Below are 19,276 nucleotides of genomic sequence, written 5' to 3'. Positions count from 1 at the left end.
TTTAAACTCTCAGATTCATCTGTAGAGCCTCTCTAAAATCTAAAATCGATGGGCTGTGGAGTCAATCTAAAATCTAAAATCTAAAATCTAAAATCTAAAATCTAAAATCTAAAATCGATAGGCTGTGAAGTAAATCTAAAATCTAAAATCTAAAATCTAAAATCGACTGATGGAAACCCTGCAAACTCAACTTTACGAACTCGCACAATTTGCTAATAATTTAGTAAATACTCAACTGACAAACCTCAGTTTAGTCAGCGTCGGAGTCATCTTTCTGGCAGGGTTGCTAACGAGCTTAACGCCCTGTATGCTTTCAATGTTGCCGATCACGATCGGCTACATCGGTGGATACGAAGCAAAAAGCCGCCTGCAAGCTGCCGCCCAGTCTGCGTGGTTTTCCCTGGGATTAGCCACCACCCTTGCGGGTTTAGGAATTGTAGCATCATTCGCCGGACAAGTTTACGGCAAAATTGGCCTGGGTTTGCCGATTCTTGTCAGCATTATTGCTATTCTAATGGGGCTCAATTTACTCGAAGCTTTACCCTTGCAAATGCCGTCTTTTGACGCTGTGGGGTGGGTGCCGAAAGATTTGCCTGCGGGCGTGCGATCGTACTTATTGGGCTTAACTTTTGGTTTAGTAGCGTCTCCCTGCAGCACGCCGGTTTTAGCTACACTCTTAGCTTGGGTTTCCAAAACGGGAGATACAGTTTTAGGTGGTGTGTTGCTGCTGTTTTACGCTGCTGGCTACGTCGCTCCGCTGATTATAGCAGGTACTTTCACTGCTAGCATTAAAAAGTTGTTAGAATTACGTCGATGGTCGAGTTGGATTACGCCTGTTAGTGGCGTTTTGCTAGTAGGATTTGGCGTTTTCTCCCTGCTTTCCCGCATCCTTCCCGCGTAACTTTCGTTCTCAGGACTTCAGTCCTTATTTAGAGATATAGCAATCACTATGGAATGCGTAAATTAAGTTTTTTTAAACGAACCGCGAAGACGCGAAGAACACGAAGGAAAGAAGGAAGGAAAAAAAGAAAAAGACTTCAAAATTGATTGAGACTTGCTCGATAAAAATAATAATATTTATTTTATTCATTTTTTGTTGTTCCCTCCTCTTTCTTTCTTCTTCCTTCCTTCTTCCATCCGTTACATCCGTTAGACAATCCGTTGCCGAACTTCCTTCCATCCGTTACATCCGTTACACAATCCGTTGCCGAACTTTCTTCATAATTACCAATGACATCAAAAGAAGTATTTCTATCTAAACTATCAAACTGGGCGACTGCCCCTCAAAGGTTTTTCAAGCGAGAAATCTTGCCGATACTAGCTGATTTGCGACTAGCAATTATCTTGCTGCTGGCGATCGCATTTTTCAGCATTTCCGGCACCGTCATCGAACAAGGCCAATCAGTACCCTTTTACCAATCCAACTATCCAGAACACCCCGCTTTGTTCGGCTTCTTAACTTGGAAAGTTGTACTAATTGCAGGACTAGACCACGTATACCGCACTTGGTGGTTTTTGTCAATCCTAATTTTGTTCGGCAGCAGCTTAACAGCTTGTACATTTACTCGACAATTTCCCGCATTAAAAGCCGCCCGCCGCTGGAAATTTTATGAAGAACCAAAGCAGTTTGAAAAACTAGCTCTCAGTGCGGAATTAGAAACAGTTGCTTTAAGTTCGTTAGAACCACTTTTGCAGCAAAAAAACTACCGCATATTTCGAGAAGGCGAAAAAGTTTATGCCCGCAAGGGAATAATTGGCAAAGTCGGCCCGATTATTGTTCACGCCAGTATGCTGATTATTTTAGCTGGGTCGATGTGGGGCGCCATGACGGGATTTCTCGGTCAAGAAATGGTTCCCAGCGGCGAAACATTTCAGGTGCAGAATATCCTGGATGCAGGGCCTTGGGCGGGGCCGCAAATACCGAAGGATTGGTCGATACGAGTTAATCGGTTCTGGATTGATTATAGTCCGAGCGGTGCGATCGACCAATTTTACTCTGATCTGTCAGTTTTGGACAAAACAGGCCAAGAGGTCGATCGCAAAACCATTCACGTTAACGAGCCCCTAAGATATCGGGGAGTCACTTTTTATCAAGCAGATTGGGCAATAGCCGCCGTGCGAGTTCGCCTTAATAAAAGCCCGGTTTTACAATTGCCAATGGCTCAGTTAGACACCCAAGGTAAAGGTCGAATTTGGGGTGCTTGGATTCCGACAAAACCAGATTTGAGTGCTGGAGTTTCTCTGCTAGCAAAGGACTTGCAAGGCACGATGTTAGTGTACGGTACGGATGGCAAATTGTTAACTACAGTTCGCGCAGGCACGGCGGTGGAAGTTAACGGAGTTATGCTGACAATTGACGAAGTTGTAGGCAGTACGGGATTGCAAATTAAGGCTGATCCGGGTATTCCGATCGTTTATACTGGCTTCGGGTTGCTGATGCTTAGCGTGCTGATGAGCTATCTGTCTCACTCGCAGATTTGGGCTTTGGAAAAAAATGGCAAACTATACGTCGGCGGGCGCACTAATCGCGCTCAGGTGAGTTTTGAAAGAGAAGTTGTGGAGATTTTGGACAAGTTGGCAGAATCGAAAACAGCAGAGGAAAAAAGTGCGATAGCCCCGACTTCTGTTGCAAGTCAAAGCTAACCGTCGGGTGCGCCTAGCGCACCTTACACCAACGATAAATATTAAAAAAATTAGTTGAGATTGTAGGGTGCGCGTTGCCAGATATGTCGAGGTTGTTAATGTGAACCTGAAAAAAAGCAGAAAACCACTATTTCACGTTCGGATTTTTCAAATTTCCAGTAATCAAAATTACTATAGCAATCCTAAATCATTTGTGAATTTCTTACTCCCTCCCCTTGCTAAGGGGAGGATTGGGGTGGGGTAAAAAATTTATGACTCCTGCAAGGATTGCTATATATACGGAGTTTTGGTTTCAAAATCCAAACGCTGAAACGCCCGTGAACCGATACTCTCCGGTGGGTGACAAACTCGACCCATGCCCAGTTTACACCCTACAAACTACCAGATTTTAAGCGTTTGAACGGCTTTTTGACTACGTTGAGAGGGCTGCCTTGACGCACCCTACAATTACTTGCTAATTTTATTAACAATCCTATTTCTTAAAACTATTGTGGGGTGCGCTCCGACGCCGCCCCACAATTAAATCTCAATGCCACAACAGCTTAATACCCGCCCTACTTTTCGTGCCGCACCTCAATCACTGTGTGGACGTTCCCCCGTGGCGAAAAATCGCCCTTAATCGTCGCTTCCAGCGGCGCGCAAGCTGCCACAAAATCGTCTAAAATTTGATTGATCGATTCTTCGTGAGAAATGTAGCGCTCGCGATAACTGTTGACGTACAGTTTCAGCGCCTTTAACTCTACCACCCGCTCGTCTGGCACGTAAGTAACGTGAATTGTCGCAAAATCGGGATAGCCAGAAAATGGGCACTTGCAAGTAAACTCCGGCAACGTAATGTTAATCGAGTAGCGCCGCCCGACTCGCGGATTCGGAAAAGTAATTAACTCGCCTTCCAAAATCTGGCGTTCGCCGTATTTCATTTCTTCGGTGCTTGACTTTTGCGACATAGTTTGTTCCGGTGCGTAGTTGTTCATAGCGATCGACTAAAAACTTGTAACATTAAATTAAATTAACCTTCAATATCTGTAACAAATATCTTGACGAATTGTGTTGGGATCGATCTAATTGCAAATACTCTCAGGCTAAACTAAAACAAGTTCACCCTCGCCATCTACAATTATGCAAAATACTACCTTATCTGACAATACTTCCCCTGAAAACTCAAATAGTTACTCTCCATCGGTACCAATTTCCCTCTATCGAGAAGTTACGGCAGAGCTGCAAGCAGCCCAAGCGATGGTGGACTCCCTCAAAACCCACAATCAGCAATTAGTCCAACAAAATCAACAACTGCGGCGAGAAGTAGAAACAGTAGTTCAAGTATCCCAACAGTTACAGCAAGTAGTCAACTCGGCTCAGAGCATCACCCAGACAGGGATGCCTCAAATGCCGTCAGTCAAATTCAATTTCAGTGTTGAACCTCCGCCCCCACCACCTGTAACCTCGCAGATTAACTCTGCCGTACCTCAACCACCTCAGACAGTGGCTTTCCCCTTCCCACTATCGGAACCGGAGCCAACAGCGGCCTCAATGCCGCAGCCACTTCCGGAAAAATTATTTACAGAGGTGCCGGAAACTCCTTACCGTGTGCGATCTCAACTCAAAAAAACCTCAGACTTAAGTGGATTGTGGTTGGCGATCGCGATTTTTCTGATTGTGATTGCAGCTTTTGGTGCAGGTTATTTAGTTGTCCGCCCTTTATTAATGAAAAAGTAAATTCCAACAAGAATCCCACGGTTCGATCCGTGGGATTTTAAACAAAACCTAGCATAAATTGTTCAAAGTTACGCTAATTGGCCATCATCCTCTGGCGGCACTCGTTTCTACTGAACGAGGGGCATACTGCTCTTCACAAGCAGAACCTACAATGCCCACCCCTGGATCGAAACCGCGCGTGAACTCAGTGAGTTTTACCTGTTTAGCTTCCAAAGCTGTCTGTAGCACCTTCATGGCTCGGTGAGGGTCGCCGGCTCCGCAGAAAAATAAGTCTGCAGCAAAATAACCGTGTTCAGGCCAAGTATGGATTGCTATATGAGACTCTGCCAAAGTAGCAGTAGCTGTCACTCCGTGAGGACTAAACTGGTGTACGCACAAATCGATGAGAGTAGCTCCTCCGGCTTCGATCGCATCGAGAATAGCGCGGCGGATACGTTCAGGATCGTTGAGCAGGTCTCCAGGAGACTGCCAAGCATCAGCGACCAGATGGGTTCCCAATTGTTTCATTCTGCGGGGTTTTACCTCTATTGATTTTTAAGTCTCAAACCTTTTAACGTTAGCACGGTGTCCAAAATTTTGCAAGTATGTTTCACAAAGAAAGATGAAGATTAGGAGGATGGAGCCCTAAGTCGTAATTTTTGGGGTTTGGGATTGGGGCTGGCGATGATCGCGCGTCAACTTGGGGAACTGCACAGCTATCGCCCTGACTGCCTATGTTGGAGACTTTAATCAGAAACCAGCTCTTGCTGCGGGGTTTCAACATCATGTTGTAAAACCTGTCCAAGCGAATTAGTTAGTCAAAGAATGCTGAAATTGCCTCTGAGATTGCATCGCTGAGTCCTAATTTTAATAGATTGTCAATAGATTGTCGATCGCAGACAATGTATTAAACCCGCCCTGCACAACCAATAACTGACTTCTGATTCCTGACTCCTGAATTCTTTATTGTCAAAAGTTTTGAGTTTTAAATTAAAGATTATTTAACTTAAAACTCAAAACCATTTTCTCTTAATCAACTTATCAATCCCGGCTGTGAGTAGCTCCATTCGGCAAAATCGCCCCGCCCAAAGCTGCTTCATTCAAATTATCAACATTCAAGCTCGCCCCAATCAAATTAGCCTCTGACAAATTAGTTCCTGTCAAATTCGCCCCTGTCAGAGAACTCAACAGCAAACCCGCTCCAGACAAATTGGCGTGACTCAAATTCGCCCCCCGCAAATCGGCTTCCAGCAAGCTAGCACCTGCCAAATTCGCACCGCTCAAGTTAGCTCCCCGCAAAGAAGCTTTGTTCAAATTCGCAGCCCTCAAATCAGCATTGTGCAGAATCAAACCATTTAAATTAGCTTTACTCAAATTAGCTCCCTGCAAGTCCGCACCGCTCAAATTAGAGCCATTTAGATTTGCCGATTGCAAGTCAGCACCGCTCAAGTCAGCACCACTCAAATTAGCAGCGCTAATAGAAGCCTCCCGCAGACTTGCTTCGCTCAAACAAGCCCCAACCAAATTGACGCCGCTGAGATTTCCGCGATTGAGATAAGCCCGAGTTAAAGTTGCTCCGCTCAGGTTCGCCCCGGTCAAATCTACCTCGCTGAGAATCGCTCTCGTCAGATTTGCTCTACTTAAGTCAACGCCGCTCATAATTGCTCGGCTCAGCGTCGCCCCGCTCAAATTAGCCTCAGTTAGTTTTGAGCCGCTTAGCAAACAAGCTCCTACTAAACTCGCTCCAGTCATAACTGCTTTGCTCAAGTCAGCCTGAGACAGTATTGCTCCGCTGAGATTGGCCCCGCTAAAATCTGCGGAGATCGCCACAGTTCCAGTTAAACTAGAACTTCCGAGGTTAGCTTCAATTAATTTCGCCTTAGACAAATTAGCCCCGCTCAAGTCGGCGGCGTTTAAATTAGCTCCAATCAGTTTACTTCTAATTAAGTTGGCACCTTTCAAATTAGCGCTGCTCAAATTTGTTCGACTGAGATTAGCTTCACTCAAATGAGCTGCAATGAGGTTAGTCCCTCGAAAATCTCGTTCCCCGTTTCTATGTCTAGTTAAAAGTTCATTGGCACTTAAAAGCTCAGTGAAATTCATAAAAAAATTGAGTGAGTTTCCTTAATTTCTCGATGTTCTATGTTGTGCGAAAGTTTGTACTATCGTGTTTGCCAGTCAGTTTTTTAAACTAATACTGCCACATTAACAATTGTCAAAACTGCTTGATTCCTACCATCACCCTGCTCTCATAGTTATAATTTACGAAAATAAACCGGGTTCTGGTATAATCTGAGGTTGGCTAGCGCGGAAGTTATAAAAAAACCGCGTTTCTCGCCACCTGTAAGTCCTGTAAGTATTATTTTGCTAGTAATTAGTTGGCGGTTGATATTAGTTGTTAATGGTTAGTTGGATTTATACTAACTGCTAACCACTACATATTACCTCCTAACTCTTTACCAAAATACCGAGAAGTTGTTGATCGATCTTGTCAAGGTCGATCGAATATTGGCGGTATTGCGGGCGGCATCCGCGCCGTCTTCTGACCCGAAAATTTGCCAGTACAGGCGATCGAATTTATGAGTGCAATCAAGAAAGAAGATATCGGAGCTTCAACCCCTAATGCCTTCTAAATAAGTGCTTTCTACCTTCGAGGAACCCGGACGGCAGCGCCAGGCCAGCTCAGCTAGTGTCACCTCCCCCCACTGTGCTCCGTGCCAGTGAAAACCAACAGGAAGGCTGTTTCCCTCGGAGTGCTGAGCGAGTCGTCGGCGAAGCAAGCAATACGCTGTGCTGAGCCTGAGATTGCGCGAAAAAATGGCTCGCGAGTCGTTCCCCTATTCCCGCGCTGCTGTGCTTGCTGTTAATGTTTTCTCGATCCATGAGCGCTTGCGGTTCTAATTTACAGAACACTCGACACCAGACGCGCTCCCGGACATAAAAGCTGTTCCTGGGCTTCTCAAATGCTTCTCTGAGGCATTCCCAGAAAAACTGTATTCATGCCGCAGGTCTTGCCAACAGCAATTGGGCTGCTACAGCCAAGCAATGACCAGCCTAAGTCTGGCGGGAAAGCGACGACAATATTATTCTAATAGTTGCCGACCACTGCATGCCGTACTCGGCGCGCGGGACTGGCTACTTCACCTGTATAAGTTGCTGAAATTAGCTACCCATAATTAAAGATAGTCGCTCTTTGACTAACTGGGCAATATCTGTGGTAATTTAGGTCATTAAATTTGATAATACTGCGGGGTTTAAAATCTAGCAGTAGTTAGTGTTACAGACTAAAAAACCGCAGCGGATTTCTGCTGTAAAAATTCAGGGAGCCGATCGATCCACTGGTGGAAAGCCCACCTTGCCAATCAAAATTAAACTTTTGACAGGTGGCTTTTTGAAGTTTCCAGAACAAAACAAAAGCCGGCTTTCAGAGAAAAAGCCGACTTTTGAGATAATTTTACCGACGAAGCGTAAAACCGCTAGCTCGCCGCTGTTGCTTGGATCACTTTCCACAATCCGAGTGAGCGAGTGCGACTACCCGGCAGAAAGTAGAAACAATACCCAAACAAAGTCTGAATTATTAAACCCGACGGTGGCCGGTGACGCCCTGATTGGGATCGTAAATATCAGCCGTAGTATCAACGCCAGGAGTGCCAGGAGCGCCGTAATCAGCCCGAGCACTATCGACGCTGGGATTATAGTCGTAGGTGTTCCAATGCTGAATGCCTCCACGGCTCAGGATGGTTTCAGCTGTAGCGACTTCTGCTTCACTGCCGTCAACCAGTACCAAGTAATCTCCTCTCGCCACGCGATCGTTGTATGCTCTAGCTTCCTCTTCGGGAATTCCCATACCGACTAAAGCTCCGATCAACCCACCTGCTGCCGCACCCAAAGCCGTACCGGCTAGTGTAGTGGCGATCGCCGTAGCTGAGGCTCCTGCCAGCATAATCGGCCCGATTCCCGGAATTGCCACTAGGCCCAGACCTACCAACAAGCCTGTCAAGCCGCCCAAAGTACCACCTGTGAGTGCGCCCTTTGTGGCCCCTTCGTCGGATTTGTTGTCCGCGCTGTCGTGCACGTCAATGCCTGCGATGTCCCCTTTAGAGTCAGCATCCTTAGCGATGACCGAAACCCGATTCATGTCGAAACCGGCAGTTCTCAGTTCTCCCAGTGCGTGTTCCGTCTCCCGGCGGGTTGAAAATACTCCCACGGCGCGCTTCTGGCGGCCCGAAGCTCTGCGACCAGTGTCTGCAGGCACATCGTAAATGCCCCAATCCTGAATACCCCGCACGCTCATAATTCCTTCGGCGGTGGCAAGTTCAGCATCTGTTCCTTCTACGAATACCAAATATTCTCCGCGCGAGATGCGATCGTTATAAGCTTTAGCTTTATCTTCGGGAACTCCCAAACCGACCAAACCGCCGACCAAACCGCCTGCTGCTGCCCCAATCGCGCCTCCGACTACAGTATCTGCCAGCAGAGTGGCGATCGCACCCCCCGCCATCACCGGGCCAACTCCCGGAATCGCTAGCGCTCCAATGCTTCCGAGTAAACCAATTAAGCCGCCCGTCACGACTCCCGCTGTCGCCCCTGCTTTGGCGCCACCACCGACTTTCTCATCGGTACTCTTACCAGCGCTAGCGCCCGCAATTTCGCTGTTATCTAGCTTTTCCCCAACTACCGAAACTTTATTCATCGGAAACCCGGTACTTTGCAGTTCTATCAGGGCTAGTTCCGTATCTCGGTAATTAGAAAATGCTCCTACAGCTCGCTTGTGTTGACCTAAAGCCATTTTTTTTCTCCTGAAAAATATACTACTTTTACACAACCACAGAATTTATGCTCTGCCATCAATCACATTTAGTCATTTTTTCCCAACAATTTTCATCGGTCGCTGGGAATAACTTCCCGCTCTATCTTCAGATTGGTTTCTAACTAATTCTCCGGAATGGGAAATCGGAAATGGGGAAGGGGAAGTTGCAGGTATTGCGTGAGTTTTGAATGCGTGAATTTAAAATTCAATTTAAACTCTTTCACTTAAAACCCAGCTCTCCCTAGAGAGTCACCTAAGTGTTGCAATCCGTTCTGCAAGGAATCTTACAATGCCAAACTTTACCCTCTTCCCTCAGACTTCTCTCCTAGATAACTACATTTTTCTCCCTTGTGTCCCTCGGACTTCTTCCTTGTAATTTATTGATTGCTGCTAGGGGATGCAGGTGCAGCGGGGGCGACAACAGCAGTAACATTCACCTGTTTGACACCCTTAATCTCTTTAGCTAGGGGCTCAATTTTAGCTAAATCAGTTTGATTGGGAACTGTGCCACCTACGGTGACAAGCCCATCTTTTGCGTCAACAGTTAGCTGACCTTTAGTGATGTTTACTTCTAACTTAGAGCGCACTTCACTTTGGAGGTCGCCATCGGCTCTTATGGCATCGCCACCCGTCACATTGTTGCGCTGTTCTCTGGCCCTGATATCAGAATTTGCTTGGTTTTGGCGAATCTGGCTAGTGGCGTCACCCTGAGTTTTTTGAACTGTCTCGGCTGGGGGCGGGCTAGTGGTATTTCCTGTGGCAGAATTAGGAGAATCAGCGCTAGTTTTAGCTCCTTCGCTGCAAGCAGCAGCTCCAAATAATAGGAGACCGCTCAGGATAATTGGTGTTAGTTTGTTCATAATATATTAATACCCTCCGGGTAAGCTTTCGATGAGGCTGACTTGGTTGAGCCAGATGGGAGCCAGATGGAGCAAGACAGCATCTTTGTTTATGCTTTCTGATTTTTGCTTTCGGCGATTTAAAAATCCTTATATCAAATATATAAATTTGAGCAAGTATCTACATCGCTCCACGGGTGTAAAATTAATCTATGTCGTTAGATAGAGTACAAAAAATACAATAAGGTATCAAGTCAAATTTAGCTTAATAGAGTTTTAACCAAATTATTACTCAAAAAGCCGGTTGATGGCGACCTTTTTTGTTGCCAAAGCCACTATTCTCCTAAACACCGAGTTGCCAAGCGTAAGTTTTATTAATAAAGTTGATTGCCACTTCCAACTCATTTTTATTGTTTCCCTGTAACTTCTGACTTATTTCCTCAACATTTATCAGTTAAATATGTTAAATCTCCTAAACTACTCATTGTAAAAGTTCCTGCTTCAAAACAAACGAAAAGAGTCGAGAAATTTTTGAGCATTTTCTGGTTCTGAGTTCGTGGCAACCAGCCCATAAACGCGCGTTTCCACCAAAAAAACTTGACCTACACCTACAGGTTCAGTGGGGGAAAGCGGCTGAAACTCAAATTCTTTTCCCGGATAGCCTCCGAGGGAAATATCCCGCACTTGCAAGACTTTAGCATTCGCTGCCACAACAAAAAAATCAACGGCATTATTTAAAGTAATTCTGATATTATTGATATTATTGTTCCTCAGCCTAAAATCTAGGTCAAAGTATTGAAGCAAATAAGTTTCTTTGTTTTTTAAGTTCGATCGGTATGTATGAGCAATAATTTGATTTGAAAAAATTTCGGAATTAATTTTGGGGTTTGCCGGCATATCGATCGCAAACTGGCCCATCGCTGAGCAAAATGGCTGCCACTCTGGCGTCTGAATGGCTGTCCGCAGCGGGGCTGGTTGAGATGCCGCGGGACGGGCAAACTTGACAGGGTATGAAAGTAATGTAGCAGTAACTAGAAGTAAATACAGAAATTTCATTTGGGTAAAAATTATATATGCCCGATCGATCTGCGCTAGCCTAGAAATATATCCGCAAAGGGGGGATTTATGATGAATATTATATTTACTCAACGGCGAGGCAACTCTCAAGGACGCTCTAAAATCACTAAAACCAATAAAACCAATATACTCGCTGCTGTAAATACTTGGCTGGCTGTGTGTCTCCTGGCTGCGGTCACAGGTTGTGCAAACAGCCCCAACAGCAAGGCACTCGAAGAATCATTAGCCGCCGATCCGAAATTAAAACAAAATCCAGTAGTTTTCTCTTCCCCACCACCAGCGACAGCTATTGAGACAAACTCTACCGCCAAACTTCCTCCCGATTTCCCGACAGAGATTCCACTCTATCCTAATGCTGAGTTAATCGAAGTTGCTGGGCAAACTGCTCCGTCGCCAAAAAATGTGCGGCTGCGCTGGGAAAGCACAGATCCTGTTAATTCGGTTCAGAACTTTTACTCTACAGAGTTTGGGCGTCGCAACTGGGAAATAGTCAGCCGCCCCACCGCCGAGGGACAAGGTTCTTTGGTAGCAACGCGAGATAATTTGCGGGTAACTGTGTCGCTTTCTCCTACTCGGAAAGTAGGAGGTTTTACAGAATTTGCGATCGACTACAGCAAAGACAGCCCAGAAATTGCCACCAGTCCCCAACCTAACAATTCCGAGTCTAGCGCATCTCCAACCGCTTCACCAAATTCATCTAATTCAGAGGGAACTACTCCAACACCATCCGCGTCGCCAAAATCAACAAACGTTAGCCAACTAGACACCCAAATTCCTCAACAGTTGCGGCAGTATGTGGCTGATTTAAGTCAGTTGGAAGTGCTAAAAGTGCGAGGGACAGAAAATGCTAATTTAGAAACAGCCAGCACTTTGCCCAAACCCAACAAAATTGTCACTCGCCGCGAATACGCCCGCTGGTTAGTAGCAGCTAACAATCAGATTTATGCTAGCCGTCAAGCCAAACAAATTAGATTAGCAGTAGACTCTAGCGAACCAGCCTTTTCTGACGTACCCAAAACAGACCAGGATTTTTCAGCAATTCAAGGTTTAGCAGAAGCCGGTGTAATTCCGAGTTCGCTTTCGGGAGAAACTAAAGATGTGAAATTTCGCCCGGATGCACCTTTAACTCGCGAAACAATGATTCTCTGGAAAGTACCTTTAGACACTCGTCAAGTTTTGCCCACAGCTAACATTGACGGAGTGAAAGAAAAGTGGGGCTTTCAAGATGCTTCTAAGATTGATTCCCAGGCGTCGCGGGCAGTTTTAGCTGATTTTAACAATGGAGATTTGGCGAATATTCGCCGCGTTTTTGGTTTTACTACTCTGTTTCAGCCGAAGAAATCCGTGACTCGCGCCGAAGCTGCTGCTAGTTTGTGGTATTTTGGGGTTCAAGATCAGGGATTGTCTGCTAAAGATGCCCTGGAAGCAAAGTCCCAACCTGCTGAGTAGAGTTGTTTGGGGTGGTTGAAAGTTTTGACAACAGCATGTACTTACCCAAACCCAAGAAACCGGGTTTTTTCTCTGTAAGCAAACCCGGTTTCTGCGTCCAAGACTGAAGAAATTGTACCAATTTTTGATAAATCGGCGTGCGATCGCCCGCAACAAAAATTGGAGCTTGAGTTTCTAGGATTTCTGTGAATATGGCTGACCCAGAAACCGAATTTTATCTACCAAGATGCCCTATAAAACGCGAGGCATATCCAGTGAAAAACCCCGTTTCTTTAATTCCGTGGTGGGAGTTTTCGTGTAAAATTTTTGTGAAAAAATTTTACAAACTATACCTTGGCTTTTCTGTCCTTGTGGCCTACCCTAGGGGATAGATTTTTTTTGCTTTAATCTTAATTTCTGTATCCTGCCATACAACTGCTGCATTGGGCGGACACATTTTCTACATATTTTAACTAACACTTTCTGCAAAACTCTCAGTATGATTCCGGATGCCGTAGCGGCCTTAACGATAAATGAACAAGAGTGTTTGAGCTCTTGGAGAGCATTTTTTAATGTACGATATTACCTTATTTACCCCGCAAGACATGGCTAAATGCAGCTTAGTCCTGCGCCACTTAGGTAGAAATACTGCTAGTATGGAAGCCAGCAGCCAGAAGATTGTTAACTATATTTACCGACATTTTTGCAATTCGCAAACTGGAGAAAATTCCTGTGCCTTAGTGCGTTTGTTCAAAACTCATCCCTACGGGGAATTAGAAGACTCCTTGCAACAATCCGCCCGCCGCTTGATGAAGGGAAATTCACCCACCGCCGACATGAAATGTTTGACTCTGCTAGCAGCCGCAGGCCCTGAACCGCAGTGGAATTCTCGGCACACAGCAGCAGAAAATACAGCTATTCCATTAGTTAGCACAAAATTAGTGGCTCAAATGCCGGCGATTTCCGAAATAATCAGGCAGTTCGGTTTAGACATTCCTACATTCCTCGGAATTGAGCGAAAAAGGTTCCTGCAATTAGAGCCCGCAGTATTAAATATTTTTCACGTATCAGAGGCAAAAGGCAGCCCCTTTATTCCTGAGCAAAATTCCTTAATTATCCCCTACCAAGTCAAGTCTGTCTTAGGATTTGGGGGACTTCTGCCGTCAGGAAGTGTGTTTGCGGTAGTGATGTTCCTGAAAGTTAAAATTCCCCACAACACTGCTGAAATGTTTAAAGATTTGGCACTTAGTGTCAAAACAGCATTGTCCATGCCCGACAAAAAAAGTGTTTTTGAGTATTCAGAAACTCCTATAAGCTTTGTTACAAATAACAATATTTACGAAACCCAATTACTTGAATATCAAGTTGCTAATCTGATGCAATTGCTGGACTTTTCCGAACAAGAAATGCTCAGACAAGCCACTCGCTTGCAACAGACTATTGACAATTTACAGTGCGAACTAGCCGAATACAAAAATAAGGAACAAGCTTTGAAAGTAAGCGAAAGTTCATTTGCAGGCATCCTCAATATTCCCAAAGATGCTATTTTTCGCGCAGAAGATCAAGGAATTCAGCGTTTTAATCCAGGGGAAGAACAGATTTAAACCAAGCTCTGTGTTTAGCAAACCGGTTTATCCAAGAAACCAAGTTATTGCGGTGTTTGTTGAGTAAATTTTGTTTTTACAGGAAGGAGTGCGAGCATCCGGCTTGCTGTATATACATCTAAGTAAGTCGGTAGAAAAAAATCAAGGTAAATAAAGTAATGTTAATATCCGTTTCCCAAAATAATACTACAATGATGCTGAGAGCGTGAGAAATATTTTATGCACGTAAACTACCAAGAAAGAATTGATTTAACCTCAGAGGAGTTAAAAATAATTTTGTCGCAGCGCCGTGAACTATAATTAATCGACCAAAAATTCCGATACCGAGATTGATTAAAGGCTGAAGATAGCTAAAGCCTTACAGATGTAGTGAAGTTAAATAAATTTTTAATAAAATTGAAAAAAGTCAAAAGTAAGAAAGCTTTCAGTAAAAACAAGTTTTTTTACTTTTGGCTTTTGACTTTTGACTTTTAGCACATCCAGTATTCAACTCAAAACTCTTAAGGTGCTGCTGCCGCCCTGCGGTTGGCAACAATCAGATTAGCCTGATACTCTGCTGCTTTTTGCTGAGCCTTTTGATAGTTAGGGCTGGTTGACGGTACGGCTCTCATGAGCTTAACCGCTTGCTGCCACTGGCTTGCTACTGCGATCCACTCATTTTGAGACTGAGCCGTCTGGGCCGAAATTGCTGCCTTCTGAGCTGTGTTAACGGCTTCTCTCCAAGAGTCAGGCTTAGGCGCGGCGGCTTTTGGTGCAGGAGAAGCTGGAGCTGGGCTTGCTGGTGCTGCAGCAGTGGGAGCGGGTTTTGGTGCAGGGGAGGCTGCCTGTGGGGTGCCCGGAGAGGCGGCGGTCGAGGATGCAGCGGCTTTAGACGCGGGAGATGCGGGTTTCGGGGAGAGGGAAGTAGCTACGGGGGCGATGGGTTCTGGGTTCGAGTCGCCGAAGGGGAAAGTTTTAGTAAAGAAAAGCCCTGCGATCGCCGCCAGAGGTACTAAGATACCCACAGGTATTACCCATTTGGGAAATTGTTTTTTCGGAGGCGGGGCTTGATCTTCGTCTTCGTCTTCGTCTTCCTCGTCGTCATCTCGATCGAATTCTCCTTCTTGATAATAGTCTTCGCCTTCGGGCTCGACATCATCTAAACCTACAGAGTCGTCAGGCATTCCACTATCCAAGGGGTAAGGCATTGAATCTGCGGGCATCAGATCAATTTCATCTTCCCACGTAGGCTCACCGTCACCTGTTCGACGCCCGTAAACCTTTACAGTGTGAATTGATTCAAGTCCCAGCTTCGTCATGCCGGTGCGGATGAAATCGACCAATACCATTTGATCCGGTACTTTGTCTGCCTCCAGAATTATGTGGAGGCAGCCGTTGTCCCGCGTCACATCGGCGTTGATGCCTTTGGGTTTGAGTGTACGGTTGATGCTAGATGCGATCGCTTTTGGATCGCCTTGCTTGAGCAGTTCCCGCGGGTTCTGTTGTGTCATGGGTAGCGCTCTTTTTTTGGGGGGGGTGGAGAGCCGGCAAATAATATTAACCGATCGGCATTCGGCGGACAATATTTATTTACCACATTAACTTCTACTTTGGCATTCTAAGAGTATTTCTAGTATCTATTGACCTTTTGCCCCACGATCGGGCATCAAGCACATAGCCACTATCGAAATTTGTTATAAAAATTTACAGTAAAGTGTCGCTCCTGTGCTCTGTCGCGCATCAGCGAAACAAGCTAGAAAGTTCTATAACTTTGGTTTGCAGGGTTGAGATTTCTTCTCGGCCCCGTTTTAAAGAAGCTTCTAACTCTAGGAGCAAAGGCAAACTTTTTTGCAGTTTTTCTAAGCTGGCATTCTTGACTTCTTGCCGAAAATAGTATACTCGTTTCGGATTGCCGAGATCGAGAGCTTGAGCAATTTTATCATCGCGATCGCCCGCTTGGATCATCGCCTTTACCCACAGCCAAATCCGAAACTTACCAGTCAAGCCAGCGACAATCCTCAAACCCGGCTCGCTGCGGCCAGTTAAGCCTGCCAGTAAATCCAAAGCGGCGGAGGTATTGCCCTCGCGAATCGCATCGGCTAGCTGGAAGGTATTTTGGGCGTGACAGTGTACCAGTGCTGCCACTTCCTCCGGGTTCAGAGGTTGGCTGCGGTTGCCCGCAAACAGTCGCAATTTTTCCAGTTCGCTGTATAGCCCGCGGGTATCGCTGCCAATGGATTCGGCCAAAAGTTCGATCGCTGTGGCGGTCAATTTTACGTTCATTTCGCCCGCGACTTGGCGCACCCGCTGGGCTAATTCTTTGTCATTCCAAGGCGGAATCGGTGAAAATTCCCGCACTTGGGCGGCGGACTGGGAAATTAACTTGGTAGATTTGAGCCGGCTGTCGGGTTTTTTGACGGATGTCAGCAGCAGCACGGTGGTAGGGGGAATCACCGGCAGCGTCCGTTCAAATTGCGCTAACAGTTCTGGAGAACACTGCTGCGTTACAGTCGTATTTGCCAGCCAGACAAAACGGCTGCCGGTACCGAAGGGGGGCGTTAAGGCTCGATCGAGCCCTTCGACCACAGCTCCGACGGAATCGGCAATAATCTTGTCATAGTTAAAACTAGCCCAGTTGGGGTCGAGGACTGTTTGGCGCAAAGTTGTCACAGCCTGCGCGATCGCAAAGTCGTCTTCCCCCCAAAACAGGTAAATTTGCATGATTTAACGCTCAGTAGCCCAAAAAATCAAAGTTGCAGGTTCCGCAAGTCCAACATATCCTGAATAGGGCTGTTGGAAGCCCGCACCATAATATAAAATTTGGTGTGGGAGTTTGTCACCGCGAGGAAATCAAGATTGGATGATACTTATCAAGCTTACGTAAATCGGGTGGCGCGAATGACGCTGCTGGACTCCTACAAGTCCCAGGTGGAACACATTCAGGAATCTCCAAAATTTAAGCCCGATGAAGCAGGCCGGAGATCTCCTGTACCTTTTCCAGGTTATTCAGTGATTACGCCGCCTGCGGGGGAAGATGCAGAAAATGCTGCATTTTATAGTAATTTGCAGTCGAGCCAGCAACGGCTATTGCAGGAAATAGGGGAGGGTGCGCTCGTGGCACTGCCTCCTGATAGCTTCCATCTAACCGTAGCCGATTTAATTTGGAACAGCGCTTTTCGAGATGCCTCTGATAAAAATCCAGAATTTGAGGAGCAACTGCGCTCGCGCATGGCCGATGGTTTTGCCGCCTGCAAACCCTTGGCGGGCGGCGCTCCCATTCGCTGGATAGTGCTGGGGTTGATGGTGATGACTAGGGCTGTGGGTGTTTGTTTGGCACCGACGGACGAAAACTCTTACAAACAAATTCTGGAGTTTCGCCGATCGATCTATCAAAATCCCGATTTAATGGCTTTGGGAATTGAACAGCAATATCATTTTACGGCCCACATTACTCTGGCTTATTTTGGGGACACCGGGCCGAACCTTGACCGCGATCGCTTGTGCGCTTTGCTGTCAGAGTTGAACGAGCAATGGCTGGACACGCCGCAAGAACAGTCCGTACACCGAGTGGAACTGCGGAAGTTTGACGACATGACCACCTATCTCCGACAACCGGAATGGCCTGTTTTTGAGTTTTAACGAAGGAAGAGGGAAGAGGGAAGAAGGAAGAAGGAAGAGGGAAGAAGGAAGAGGGAAGAAGGAAGATTTTTTCCCATCTCCCACTCTCCCCATCTCCCACTCTCTCGCCCCCTCTCCCCCTCTCCCCTGTGACAACAGTCAGGATATTGCCTATTAAATGCTTTAATTATTTTTGTTTGACAGTAAAGTCAAGGAAAAAATTTATGAAAAACCAGGAAAAATCAGTAATTCTGGTTTTTTACTTTTTGCTTAAAAAGTGAGAGTACACGTTGTTGGTATAGGTTTAGATGGAGCTGCTGGGCTGAGCGAATCGGCGCGGCAGGTTGTAGAAATGGCTGCTCTGCTAATAGGGAGCGAGATCCATTTGAACTATTTTCCCCAGCACGACGGAGAGCGCTGGGCGTTGGAAGATTTGACCGAAGCAATTCTGGAAATTCGGCGCTGGTCGGCGACTGAACCCGAATTAGAACCCTGTGCGGGGACGGTGGAACCTCGTGATCAGCCGATCGTAATTTTAGTGGCGGGAGACCCCCTGTTCTACGGCTGGGGAAAGTTGTTAATTGCCCAATTGCCACCCGAAAAATTAACTTTTCACCCCCATGTCAGTTCTGTGCAGTTGGCTTTTAATCGCTTGAGAATCCCTTGGCAAGATGCTCATTGTGTAGCCTCTCAAGGACGCTATTTTGAGGAGCTGACGGCGAAGCTGAAGCTCGGTGTGGAGAAGATTGCGGTGCTGGCGGACGAAGCTCACACTCCTGCTGTACTGGCAAGTTTGGTGAAAGCTCTAGATTTGCCGACACGCTATAAGTTTTGGGTTTGCGAAAATTTGGGGGCGGCCGAGGAACGGGTAAGCTCCAAGTCTCTGGAAGCTTTGCTGAGAGAGTCTTTTGCACCGCTGAGCGTGGTTGTGATGCTGCGGGAACCTCCGCCGAGGGCAGAACCTTTGGATTTGGAAAAGTTGCCTTTGTTGGGAATACCGGATGCAGCTTTTATCGGTTGTGGCGACAAGCCTGGTTTGACGGTTGAACGGGAAGTGCGGGTGTTGGTGCTGGGACAATTGGCTTTGCAACCGGGACAAGTTGTCTGGGATGTGGGTGCTGGTAATGGTTCTGTGTCGATCGAAATTGCTCGTTTATTCCCGCAATCTGAGGTTTACGCGATCGAACAAACGGTTTCTGGTACTTCTGCGATCGAGTTCAACTATGGCCGTTTTGGGCTGCAAAATGTGTTTTCGATTAACGGAACCGCCCCGGAAATCTTGCACCGCTTGCGTCCTCCGCACCGGATTTTTATTGGCGGTAGTGGCGGAGGGTTGACTAAAATTTTGGGCGTTTGCGCGCTGCGGCTGCTCCCTGGAGGCTCGATCGTGTTGGCTTTGGATGCTTTTGAGGATATTGCTACTGTTTTGAGCTGGATGGGCGATCGGGTGCGCCGGGAACCGCACTGGAGTTACCGAATCGTGCAAGTGCAGTTATCGCGTTCTGTGGCTGAGGGAAATTCAACTCGTTTTGATGCGTTGCGCCCAGTTTCGATTGTGACGATCGATCGACACTTGAATTAAT

The 19,276-nt window shown here is 46.3% G+C and carries 15 protein-coding genes; 7 read left to right on the top strand and 8 right to left on the bottom strand.

Going from position 1 to position 19,276, the window contains the following annotated elements; translation table 11 throughout:
• The first annotated feature begins 169 nt into the window (after positions 1–169).
• Together QUA10_RS00320 and QUA10_RS00315 are read left to right on the top strand one after the other, a co-directional pair.
• Positions 170–901 carry a cytochrome c biogenesis protein CcdA gene (locus QUA10_RS00320; RefSeq protein WP_333233091.1) on the top strand — a complete coding sequence of 244 codons (732 nt, stop codon included), beginning with the start codon at positions 170–172 and terminating at the stop codon, positions 899–901.
• A gap of 329 nt (positions 902–1,230) precedes the next feature.
• Entirely contained in the window at positions 1,231–2,643 is a 1,413-nt protein-coding gene (locus QUA10_RS00315; protein WP_333080605.1) for a cytochrome c biogenesis protein, read from the top strand.
• Positions 2,644–3,197: 554 nt separating this feature from the next.
• On the opposite strand, the gene queF is transcribed toward QUA10_RS00315, so the two are convergent.
• Positions 3,198–3,617 carry a preQ(1) synthase gene (gene queF, locus QUA10_RS00310; protein WP_333080604.1) on the bottom strand — a complete coding sequence of 140 codons (420 nt, stop codon included), beginning with the start codon at positions 3,615–3,617 and terminating at the stop codon, positions 3,198–3,200.
• Positions 3,618–3,762: 145 nt separating this feature from the next.
• Between queF and QUA10_RS00305 the strand changes: the two genes are divergently transcribed.
• Positions 3,763–4,359 carry a hypothetical protein gene (locus tag QUA10_RS00305; RefSeq protein ID WP_333080602.1) on the top strand — a complete coding sequence of 199 codons (597 nt, stop codon included), beginning with the start codon at positions 3,763–3,765 and terminating at the stop codon, positions 4,357–4,359.
• Positions 4,360–4,443: 84 nt separating this feature from the next.
• Here the strand turns inward: QUA10_RS00305 and speD are convergent, their stop codons facing one another.
• From speD to QUA10_RS00280, 5 genes are all read right to left on the bottom strand, one after another.
• A complete protein-coding gene (gene speD, locus QUA10_RS00300; protein ID WP_333080601.1) occupies positions 4,444–4,866 on the bottom strand; it encodes an adenosylmethionine decarboxylase in 423 nt (140 codons plus the stop codon).
• Between the two features lie 513 nt (positions 4,867–5,379).
• On the bottom strand, positions 5,380–6,441 hold the full coding sequence (locus tag QUA10_RS00295; protein WP_333080600.1) for a pentapeptide repeat-containing protein: 1,062 nt from the start codon (positions 6,439–6,441) through the stop codon (positions 5,380–5,382).
• Positions 6,442–7,915: 1,474 nt separating this feature from the next.
• Positions 7,916–9,127, bottom strand: a complete 1,212-nt coding sequence (locus QUA10_RS00290) for a histidine kinase (protein WP_333080598.1) — start codon at positions 9,125–9,127, stop codon at positions 7,916–7,918.
• Positions 9,128–9,525: 398 nt separating this feature from the next.
• Positions 9,526–10,008, bottom strand: coding sequence for a BON domain-containing protein (locus QUA10_RS00285; protein ID WP_333080596.1), 483 nt, complete (start codon positions 10,006–10,008; stop codon positions 9,526–9,528).
• A 480-nt stretch (positions 10,009–10,488) separates the two neighbouring features.
• Positions 10,489–11,043 (bottom strand): hypothetical protein, encoded by a 555-nt coding sequence (locus tag QUA10_RS00280; protein ID WP_333080593.1) that lies wholly within the window; start codon positions 11,041–11,043, stop codon positions 10,489–10,491.
• A 69-nt stretch (positions 11,044–11,112) separates the two neighbouring features.
• On the opposite strand from QUA10_RS00280, the gene QUA10_RS00275 reads away from it, so the two are divergent.
• Positions 11,113–12,513, top strand: coding sequence for an S-layer homology domain-containing protein (locus QUA10_RS00275; RefSeq protein ID WP_333080592.1), 1,401 nt, complete (start codon positions 11,113–11,115; stop codon positions 12,511–12,513).
• Between the two features lie 551 nt (positions 12,514–13,064).
• Complete coding sequence (locus QUA10_RS00270) at positions 13,065–14,096, top strand: histidine kinase (RefSeq protein ID WP_333080591.1); 1,032 nt, start codon at positions 13,065–13,067, stop codon at positions 14,094–14,096.
• 500 nt (positions 14,097–14,596) lie between these two features.
• Here QUA10_RS00270 and QUA10_RS00265 read toward each other — a convergent pair whose 3' ends face one another.
• Together QUA10_RS00265 and holA are read right to left on the bottom strand one after the other, a co-directional pair.
• Entirely contained in the window at positions 14,597–15,586 is a 990-nt protein-coding gene (locus tag QUA10_RS00265) for a hypothetical protein (protein ID WP_333080590.1), read from the bottom strand.
• 229 nt (positions 15,587–15,815) lie between these two features.
• Entirely contained in the window at positions 15,816–16,796 is a 981-nt protein-coding gene (holA, locus tag QUA10_RS00260; protein ID WP_333080589.1) for a DNA polymerase III subunit delta, read from the bottom strand.
• Positions 16,797–16,973: 177 nt separating this feature from the next.
• Between holA and QUA10_RS00255 the strand changes: the two genes are divergently transcribed.
• Both QUA10_RS00255 and cbiE read left to right on the top strand, forming a co-directional pair.
• Positions 16,974–17,714 (top strand): DUF1868 domain-containing protein, encoded by a 741-nt coding sequence (locus QUA10_RS00255; protein WP_333080749.1) that lies wholly within the window; start codon positions 16,974–16,976, stop codon positions 17,712–17,714.
• A 256-nt stretch (positions 17,715–17,970) separates the two neighbouring features.
• The gene (cbiE, locus tag QUA10_RS00250) at positions 17,971–19,275 is read left to right on the top strand and encodes a precorrin-6y C5,15-methyltransferase (decarboxylating) subunit CbiE (RefSeq protein ID WP_333080588.1); all 1,305 of its coding nucleotides are present in this window, start codon (positions 17,971–17,973) and stop codon (positions 19,273–19,275) included.
• Position 19,276: the final 1 nt, after the last annotated feature.

The organism is Microcoleus sp. Pol8_D6 (genome assembly GCF_036700965.1).
Classification (GTDB): Bacteria; Cyanobacteriota; Cyanobacteriia; order Cyanobacteriales; family Microcoleaceae; genus Microcoleus.
The sequence above is the reverse complement of the archived record's forward strand: the minus strand, read 5'-3'. Positions and strand labels throughout refer to the sequence as shown.

What these genes read in the sequence shown, in the direction of transcription:
- QUA10_RS00320 (WP_333233091.1), top strand. Translation starts at nt 170, where the DNA reads ATGGAAACCCTGCAAACTCAACTTTACGAACTCGCACAATTTGCTAAT.
- QUA10_RS00315 (WP_333080605.1), top strand. Translation starts at nt 1,231, where the DNA reads ATGACATCAAAAGAAGTATTTCTATCTAAACTATCAAACTGGGCGACT.
- queF (WP_333080604.1), bottom strand. Translation starts at nt 3,617, where the DNA reads ATGAACAACTACGCACCGGAACAAACTATGTCGCAAAAGTCAAGCACC.
- QUA10_RS00305 (WP_333080602.1), top strand. Translation starts at nt 3,763, where the DNA reads ATGCAAAATACTACCTTATCTGACAATACTTCCCCTGAAAACTCAAAT.
- speD (WP_333080601.1), bottom strand. Translation starts at nt 4,866, where the DNA reads ATGAAACAATTGGGAACCCATCTGGTCGCTGATGCTTGGCAGTCTCCT.
- QUA10_RS00295 (WP_333080600.1), bottom strand. Translation starts at nt 6,441, where the DNA reads ATGAATTTCACTGAGCTTTTAAGTGCCAATGAACTTTTAACTAGACAT.
- QUA10_RS00290 (WP_333080598.1), bottom strand. Translation starts at nt 9,127, where the DNA reads ATGGCTTTAGGTCAACACAAGCGAGCTGTAGGAGCATTTTCTAATTAC.
- QUA10_RS00285 (WP_333080596.1), bottom strand. Translation starts at nt 10,008, where the DNA reads ATGAACAAACTAACACCAATTATCCTGAGCGGTCTCCTATTATTTGGA.
- QUA10_RS00280 (WP_333080593.1), bottom strand. Translation starts at nt 11,043, where the DNA reads ATGAAATTTCTGTATTTACTTCTAGTTACTGCTACATTACTTTCATAC.
- QUA10_RS00275 (WP_333080592.1), top strand. Translation starts at nt 11,113, where the DNA reads ATGATGAATATTATATTTACTCAACGGCGAGGCAACTCTCAAGGACGC.
- QUA10_RS00270 (WP_333080591.1), top strand. Translation starts at nt 13,065, where the DNA reads ATGTACGATATTACCTTATTTACCCCGCAAGACATGGCTAAATGCAGC.
- QUA10_RS00265 (WP_333080590.1), bottom strand. Translation starts at nt 15,586, where the DNA reads ATGACACAACAGAACCCGCGGGAACTGCTCAAGCAAGGCGATCCAAAA.
- holA (WP_333080589.1), bottom strand. Translation starts at nt 16,796, where the DNA reads ATGCAAATTTACCTGTTTTGGGGGGAAGACGACTTTGCGATCGCGCAG.
- QUA10_RS00255 (WP_333080749.1), top strand. Translation starts at nt 16,974, where the DNA reads ATGACGCTGCTGGACTCCTACAAGTCCCAGGTGGAACACATTCAGGAA.